Raw genomic sequence first — 6,617 nt, 5'->3', positions numbered from 1 at the left:
GCGACAGGACGGCGCCGCCGCGGCGGCGCCGTCCTGTCGCTGGCCGCCCTCCTGCTGGCCGGCTGCGCGAATATCGCCTCCACGCCTTCCGGCACGCCCCTGGCCGATATGGAAGCGCGCTACGGCGCGCCCACCTATACCTGCACCCGCCCCGACGGCGCCCGGCGGGTGGTCTGGTCGCAGCTGCCATCGGGCAGCTACGCCTGGGGCACCGATCTGGATACCCAGGGCCGCGCGGTGCGCATGGAAGCCCTGATGGCGCCGGAACATTTCGAACGGCTGCGGCAGGGCGTATGGACGCCCGAGGCCGTGCGCTGCGAGTTCGGCCCGCCCGCGCGCGTCGGCGCGGTCGGGCTGGGCGATAAGCATGAGGTGGTCTGGTCGTATTACTACGTGCTCGATGGCCGCTGGCATTCCGTCATGTACGTCTACTTCGGCCCGAACGGCGACAAGGTCACCCATTACCATTCGGGGCCCGACCAGCGCTACCAGCGCAGCGAATAGACGTCCTGCCCGCGCGTGCGCCACGCATGGACCGCGCGCGGTCCGTGCGCCGGCCGCCGGACGCCGCATCCCGGGCGCGGCCGCGCCCGGGGGTCGATCGACAGGCGCGACATCATCGAGATTTGTGCCACGGCTATAAGGCGGCGTTATGGACGCCCCCGCCGGCGACCGCCACTCCAGGCCGGAAACGCCTTTATATCAATGGCTTGCGCAAAATGATGCGATGCTGCACCGCAGCTGCGCGCCAGGCTGGCCGGGTTTCGCCGGGCGCCGCGTTCGCGCATCATGCGCACATTCCGTGTGAATCAAATTCCACCGTGCGCGGGCCGACGCGGCGCCGCGCACGCCGCATTCGTCTTTTCGGAGTATCGCCTCATGACCCAGACATCCCGCGCCCGCAAATTCGGATTGGCCGTCGCCCAGATGGGGCCGGTCCACCTGGCCGACTCGCGCCAGGCCGTCGTCAAGCGCCTGGTCGACATGCTGCGGGAAGCCGCGGCGCGCCAGGCCACCTTCGTGGTGTTTCCCGAGCTGGCGTTGACCACCTTCTTTCCCCGCTACTGGATGACGGAAGAAGAAGCGGTGGAGCGCTACTTCGAACGCAGCATGCCCAATGCCGACGTGCAGCCGCTATTCGACGCCGCCCGCGAGCTGGGCGTGGGCTTCTATCTGGGCTATGCCGAACTGACCGCCGACGGCCGCCGCTTCAACACCGCCGTGCTGGTGGACCGCGCCGCCAAGATCGTGGGCAAATACCGCAAGGTACATCTGCCCGGCCACGACGATCACAAGCCGGATGCACCCTTCCAGCATCTGGAAAAGAAGTTCTTCCAGGTCGGCGACCTGGGCTTCCCGGTCTGGAACACGCAGGACGTCAATGTCGGCATGTGCATCTGCAACGACCGCCGCTGGCCGGAGACATGGCGTTCGATGTCGCTGCAAAGCGCCGAGCTGATCGTGCTGGGATACAACACGCCGTCCTGGAACATTCACTGGACCGAGCCGGTGCACCTGCGCACCTTCCATCACGAAATCGTGCTGCAGGCCAGCGCCTACCAGAACGCGGTGTGGATAGGCGCGGCGGCCAAGTGCGGGTCGGAGGACGGCTTCCACATGATCGGCAGCTCCATGATCGTCGCGCCTTCCGGGGAAATCGTCGCGCGCGCCAGCGGCGAGGAAGACGAGGTCATTACCGCGCAGATCGATCTGGACCTGGGCGCGACCTTCCGTCAGCACGTGTTCAACTTCGCCAAGCATCGCAGCCCGCGGCACTACCAATTGATCGTCGAACGCACTGGCGCCGGCGAACCGCTGCCGCTGCCGCCCGAGGCGCGCGGATAATCGCGCCGCGGCCGCGACCGACCGCGGCCCCGTAGCAATGCAGCAGCGGCCGCACGCAGAGATGGCCGCGCTTTCCCGGCCGCATCCGCATGCGGCCGTTTCGTTTTCGGCCGCGGCATTCGCCGTGGCTACTTCCAGTATTGCCTTCGCCTGTTCCCGCCGCGCCCGGACTTGTCGGCCGGCGTGCGCGCCACGCCGGCCCGCGCCAAGCCGTTACCGGTAGTGCACATAGATTACGCACGCCGGTGCGCCACCGCACGACCACGACGCTACAGTGGCCCAGCTGTCCGCGGCCATGGATACGCGCTGATCACGAGCACGTGCGGCATCGAACGGAGAAGCATGAATTCACTCGTACTGGAGGCAACATGCCCGACTTTCTCGAATTTGGACAACCCGTCTACTTGCAGAACGGCAAGGGCGACGGAACCGGCACTGACGGCGCCTCCGGCGGCAGCCGGGCGTTCGCCGCCAACTACTACCTGACCGGCCAGTCGATCGGCTCCGTCACGATCGATGCAGCGGGCCATTCCGCCCCCTACTACAACCAATGGATATTCAAGCCGGTCGACCCGAACACGGACCCCCAGGGCGTCATCCGGATGGCGCAGCAGGTATACATCTTCAACGTGGGTGCCAATGCCTACCTGCAGCGGTCGGGGCAGACCTTGAATTTGAACGCAAGACCCGGTACGGCGGCACAGTGGCAGATCGCCTTGTGCACGGACTCGGTTTCGCAGAATGGCGTCTCCGGCGTCGTCACGGGCAGTGGCGCGGTCGTGCAGGTTATCGTCGGCGACGGCTATTACGATCTGATTTCCGCTACCGACAATTCGGGCGTTATCGGACCCGGCACGCTCAACAGCAACACCGGCGGCAACTTCCTGAGCTGGTGGCACATCAAGCGCGATACGACACCGTCCGCATCGCCTTCGCCTTCGCCTTCGCCATCGCCATCGCCATCACCATCGCCTTCGCCGTCGCCTTCTCCATCACCTTCGCCATCTCCTTCTCCGTCACCGTCGCCGTCGCCGTCGCCGTCGTCATCCCAACCGGTCGGCACCGGTGTCCAATGCTGCTTCAATATCCCGCCCAAGACCTTGTTCTCGGTTTCGGCGACCAATGAACAGCCCTGGGTCAGGACCGTGCAGGTGTTCATCGACAGCAAGACGCCCGCCGGGCAGTTGCAGGTTCCCGCCACCGGCGCCATCGCCAAGACTTTCACTTCGGGGCCGGGGACCGCCAGCGTAGGCGGCAAGAGCACCATTTGCATCAAGGTGCTCGACACCTCGGGCGCGACGCTGAACGTGGGATGGCAGCGGCCGATCCGGCTGGGCGGCGGCTATTTCGTCAACATCGGCGCGCAGAAGCCGGGCGATACCGGCTACGACGATGTCGGCGTCACCGTCTATTGGAAGGGCTAGAGGTTCCCGGGACGATGGGCCGGCGCGGCGCGGCTACCGCCCGCGGCCGCCGGCCCCTGAAACTGCCGCGCCTCGGAACGCCGCCCCCGCGGGACGTCGGAGCGCCGCGTCTCAGGACGCCTGCCCCAGGACCGTCTCCACCCACTTGGCCACACGCAGCGTGGGAATATCCCGGCCGAAGGTCCCGACCAGCTGCACGCCCAGCGGCAGGCCGCGCGCGGACCGGCCTGCCGGCACCGTCACGGCGGGAAAGCCCAGGAAGGTCCAGGGCGCGCACCACGACGCGTCACCGGTATCGTCCAGTCCCGCGGGTGCTTCGCCCGACGCCGGAACGGTAAGGATGGCGTCGTATCCCGACAGGCGCGTGGACAAGGCCGCGCGCATCTCGCGCTGCGCCCGGCGCGCCCGCGCGTAGCCGGCGGGCGTAATGTCGCGCGATCCTTCGACCAGGCCTTTGAGGCGCGCGCTGGCGCGATCCGGATGGCGCTCCACCAGGCCGCCGTAGATATCCAGCGCCTCGTAGCCGAGGATCTGCTGCAGCGCCCCCAGCGCGGGCGGGCCGATTTCCGGCAGCACGACCTCTTCCACCGCCGCGCCCGAGCGTCGCAGCGTCGACGCCACCTGCTCCAGCAAAGCCTTCTGCTGCGCGTCCACCCTGTCCCAGTCGGGCGCGCACACCAGCGCCAGCGATGGCGCGGGCAAGGGATCCAGGCCTGATCGCGGATCCAGGCGGAACGACGCCAGATCCGAACCATCCGCCAGCGCGTAGCCCGGATCGCCCAACAGCGCCAGGGCATAGGCGACGTCGTCGACGCAGCGCGCCATGAAGCCGACGTGGTCCAGCGAGCCGGACAAAGGATGCACGCCTTCGCGCGGAACGGCGCCGAAGCTGGCCTTGAACCCCACCACCCCGCAATATGCGGCCGGCCGCACGATGGATCCCATCGTCTGGGTACCCAGCGCCAGCGGCACGATGCCCGCCGCCACGGCCGCGGCCGAGCCGCTGGATGATCCGCCCGGCGTGTGGGCGGCGTTCCAGGGATTGACGGTCGCGCCGGGGTGGCGAAAGGCGAATTCCGTAGTGACGGTCTTGCCGAACACCGTGCCGCCCAGGCGTTTGATGGTCGAGACGATGGCCGCGTCCTCGATCGGCACATGATCCGCGAAAATGGCCGAGCCGTTGGTGGTGCGCAGGCCCGCCGTGGCGATGATGTCCTTCACGCCGATCGGGATGCCGGCAAGCGGCCCTTGCGCCGCGACGCGCAAATCGTCCGCCGGTACGCGGGTGACGAAGGCCTTGAGCCAGGGCTCGCATTCGTCGGCCCGCGCCGCGCAGGCGCGCAGATAGGCGTCACGGTCCAGCGTGCCGGCCGCGAAGCCGCGCAGGGCTTCGAGCAGCCCGGGCATTGCAGGTGGCGTCATGTTCATCGCATCGGCCTATTGAGGCAGCGCCAGCGCTTTCTTCACATACGTCGGGACGACGAAGGTCGCATAGTCAGGCTGCGCCTTCAGATTGCCCAGGGCAATCTGCGTGTCCATGCCGGTCTTGAAGGCCTCCGCCGAGGTCTCCACGCTCTTGGGATAGACGTTGTCCGCCAGCATGCGGTTGACCGCATTGGTGACGACCTTGGGATCCAGCGTCGGGAATTCCTTCAGGGCGATCTGCAAGGTTTGATCATGGTTCTTCTGCATGAAGCGCAGCGCCAGCTCCATGCCGTTCACCAGGCGTTGCGCGGCGTCCGGGTCGACGTCGGAGCGCGCGGTCACCGATGAAAACGCGTACGCGCCGTATTGCTTGGGAAAGCCCAGCACCACTTTCATGCCTTGCGCGGCCACCTGGTCCAGTCCCGGCTCGTACAGCACCGCGACCTTGGCCTGGCCGCCCAGGAAGGGACCGGCTTCCGACCCGGTCTGCACCTGGATCATATCGACGTCCTTGTCCGGATTCATGCCGTTTTCCTTCAGCAGCTTCATGAACAGGGACGTGCTGGTGGTCGGCATCAGTCCCGTCACGACCTTCTGGCCTTTCAGGCTTTTGACGCCGTCATAAGGGAAATCCGGCGTGGTGGCGATATAGACGGCGGCGCCATTGACCACGTTGCTGATGATGCCCACTTTCGCGCCCTTGGACGCGGCGATGGCGGTCCATTCCGGGCCGTGCACCGAAAATTGCGCGCTGCCGGACAGCACCGCCGACAAGGCCGCGGTCGGCGATCCGGCGTTTTCCTTGGTGACGTCCAGGCCCTGCTGCTTGAAGAAGCCCTGGTCGATCGCGACGTACAGGGGCAGGTACAGCATGGACTGGAATGCCTGCGTGACCGTCACCTTCTTGGCCTGTGCCGAAGCCGGACCGGCCGCCACGGCCAGCGAAACGGCGACCAGCAGCGATGCCAGGCTACTCTGGGAAAAGCGCATGACTTGCAACCTCCGATGGAGACATGAGAAACGCCGCCGCGGCGGCGTGCGGGGAAACGGATCTACACCTGGATATGCGGCCTGCCGTCGTCCATCTTCCACGGCAAGAGATTGCGCTCCAGCGCATCGATGGCGTGATACAGCAGGAAGCCCACCAGCATCAGCACGAACAGGCCGACCCATACCGAGTTCAGGTCGTACAGGCTGGAAGCGGTGTAAATCAGATGGCCCAGCCCATACTTGGACGAAATGAATTCGCCCACCACGGCCCCGACCAGGCCCAGCCCGATATTGATGCGGAAGTTCGCGATGATCGCCGGCAAGGCCGAGGGCACGATCACGCCATGGAAAATCTGATGCTTGCTTCCGCCCATGGAATACAGCAGCGCCTGCAGGTCCTTATCGGCATCCTTGGCGCCCTGGTAGGCGGCGATCAACGCGACCACGGCCGTCATGGACACCACCAGCGCCACCTTGGACACCAGGCCGGTGCCGAACCACAGCAGCACGATGGGCGCCAGGGCGATCTTGGGCACACTGTTGATGGCGACGATGAAAGGCTCCACCAGCCGCGCGACGAAGACCGAATACCACATCGCCAGTCCAAGGATGGACCCGATGGCCGTGCCGGCGACGAAGCCCAACAAGGCTTCGAACAGCGTGTAGCCCGTATCCCAGAGCAGCGAACCGTCCATCACGCTCTTGACGAAGATGGCCCAGATCCCGCTCGGCTTGCCGATCAGGAACTCCGAAATCCATCCCGCGCGCACGCCGGCTTCCCACAGCAGGAAAAACACCAGCACCGCGATCAGTTGCAGCAGGAAACGGCCGGCGGCCGTGTCGAAAGCGGCGCGCCGTTGTCCCGCCCTGGACCGCGGCTGGGCATGCGGTTCGTGCGCGCCCGCGCCGGAACGATGAGGAATCGATGACATG

At 66.5% G+C, this 6,617-nt stretch carries 6 protein-coding genes; 3 read left to right on the top strand and 3 right to left on the bottom strand.

The window, feature by feature from the left end:
- The 3 genes from ACNA0R_RS26625 to ACNA0R_RS26615 form a co-directional block, all read left to right on the top strand.
- Window positions 1–504, top strand: a 504-nt coding sequence (locus ACNA0R_RS26625; RefSeq protein ID WP_415829094.1) for a hypothetical protein, incomplete at its 5' end; no start/stop codon positions are given.
- Between the two features lie 375 nt (window positions 505–879).
- Window positions 880–1,845 (top strand): N-carbamoyl-D-amino-acid hydrolase, encoded by a 966-nt coding sequence (locus tag ACNA0R_RS26620; RefSeq protein WP_415829093.1) that lies wholly within the window; start codon window positions 880–882, stop codon window positions 1,843–1,845.
- A 368-nt stretch (window positions 1,846–2,213) separates the two neighbouring features.
- Window positions 2,214–3,269 (top strand): fucose-binding lectin II, encoded by a 1,056-nt coding sequence (locus ACNA0R_RS26615; protein ID WP_415829092.1) that lies wholly within the window; start codon window positions 2,214–2,216, stop codon window positions 3,267–3,269.
- A gap of 111 nt (window positions 3,270–3,380) precedes the next feature.
- On the opposite strand, the gene ACNA0R_RS26610 is transcribed toward ACNA0R_RS26615, so the two are convergent.
- From ACNA0R_RS26610 to ACNA0R_RS26600, 3 genes are all read right to left on the bottom strand, one after another.
- Window positions 3,381–4,691: an amidase gene (locus ACNA0R_RS26610; RefSeq protein ID WP_415829091.1), complete on the bottom strand. Its 1,311-nt coding sequence runs from the start codon at window positions 4,689–4,691 to the stop codon at window positions 3,381–3,383.
- 15 nt (window positions 4,692–4,706) lie between these two features.
- Window positions 4,707–5,684: an ABC transporter substrate-binding protein gene (locus tag ACNA0R_RS26605; RefSeq protein WP_415829090.1), complete on the bottom strand. Its 978-nt coding sequence runs from the start codon at window positions 5,682–5,684 to the stop codon at window positions 4,707–4,709.
- A 62-nt stretch (window positions 5,685–5,746) separates the two neighbouring features.
- Window positions 5,747–6,616: an ABC transporter permease gene (locus ACNA0R_RS26600; protein WP_415829089.1), complete on the bottom strand. Its 870-nt coding sequence runs from the start codon at window positions 6,614–6,616 to the stop codon at window positions 5,747–5,749.
- Window position 6,617: the final 1 nt, after the last annotated feature.

Origin of the sequence: Bordetella sputigena (genome assembly GCF_965137885.1) — a bacterium.
In the GTDB taxonomy this organism is placed as follows: Bacteria; Pseudomonadota; Gammaproteobacteria; order Burkholderiales; family Burkholderiaceae_B; genus Bordetella_C; species Bordetella_C sputigena.
Note: the sequence above shows the minus strand (reverse complement) of the source record. Positions and strands in the feature narration are given on the sequence as shown.

Coding starts and splice junctions, on each gene's coding strand:
- ACNA0R_RS26620 (WP_415829093.1), top strand. CDS start 880: ATGACCCAGACATCCCGCGCCCGCAAATTCGGATTGGCCGTCGCCCAG.
- ACNA0R_RS26615 (WP_415829092.1), top strand. CDS start 2,214: ATGCCCGACTTTCTCGAATTTGGACAACCCGTCTACTTGCAGAACGGC.
- ACNA0R_RS26610 (WP_415829091.1), bottom strand. CDS start 4,691: ATGACGCCACCTGCAATGCCCGGGCTGCTCGAAGCCCTGCGCGGCTTC.
- ACNA0R_RS26605 (WP_415829090.1), bottom strand. CDS start 5,684: ATGCGCTTTTCCCAGAGTAGCCTGGCATCGCTGCTGGTCGCCGTTTCG.
- ACNA0R_RS26600 (WP_415829089.1), bottom strand. CDS start 6,616: ATGTCATCGATTCCTCATCGTTCCGGCGCGGGCGCGCACGAACCGCAT.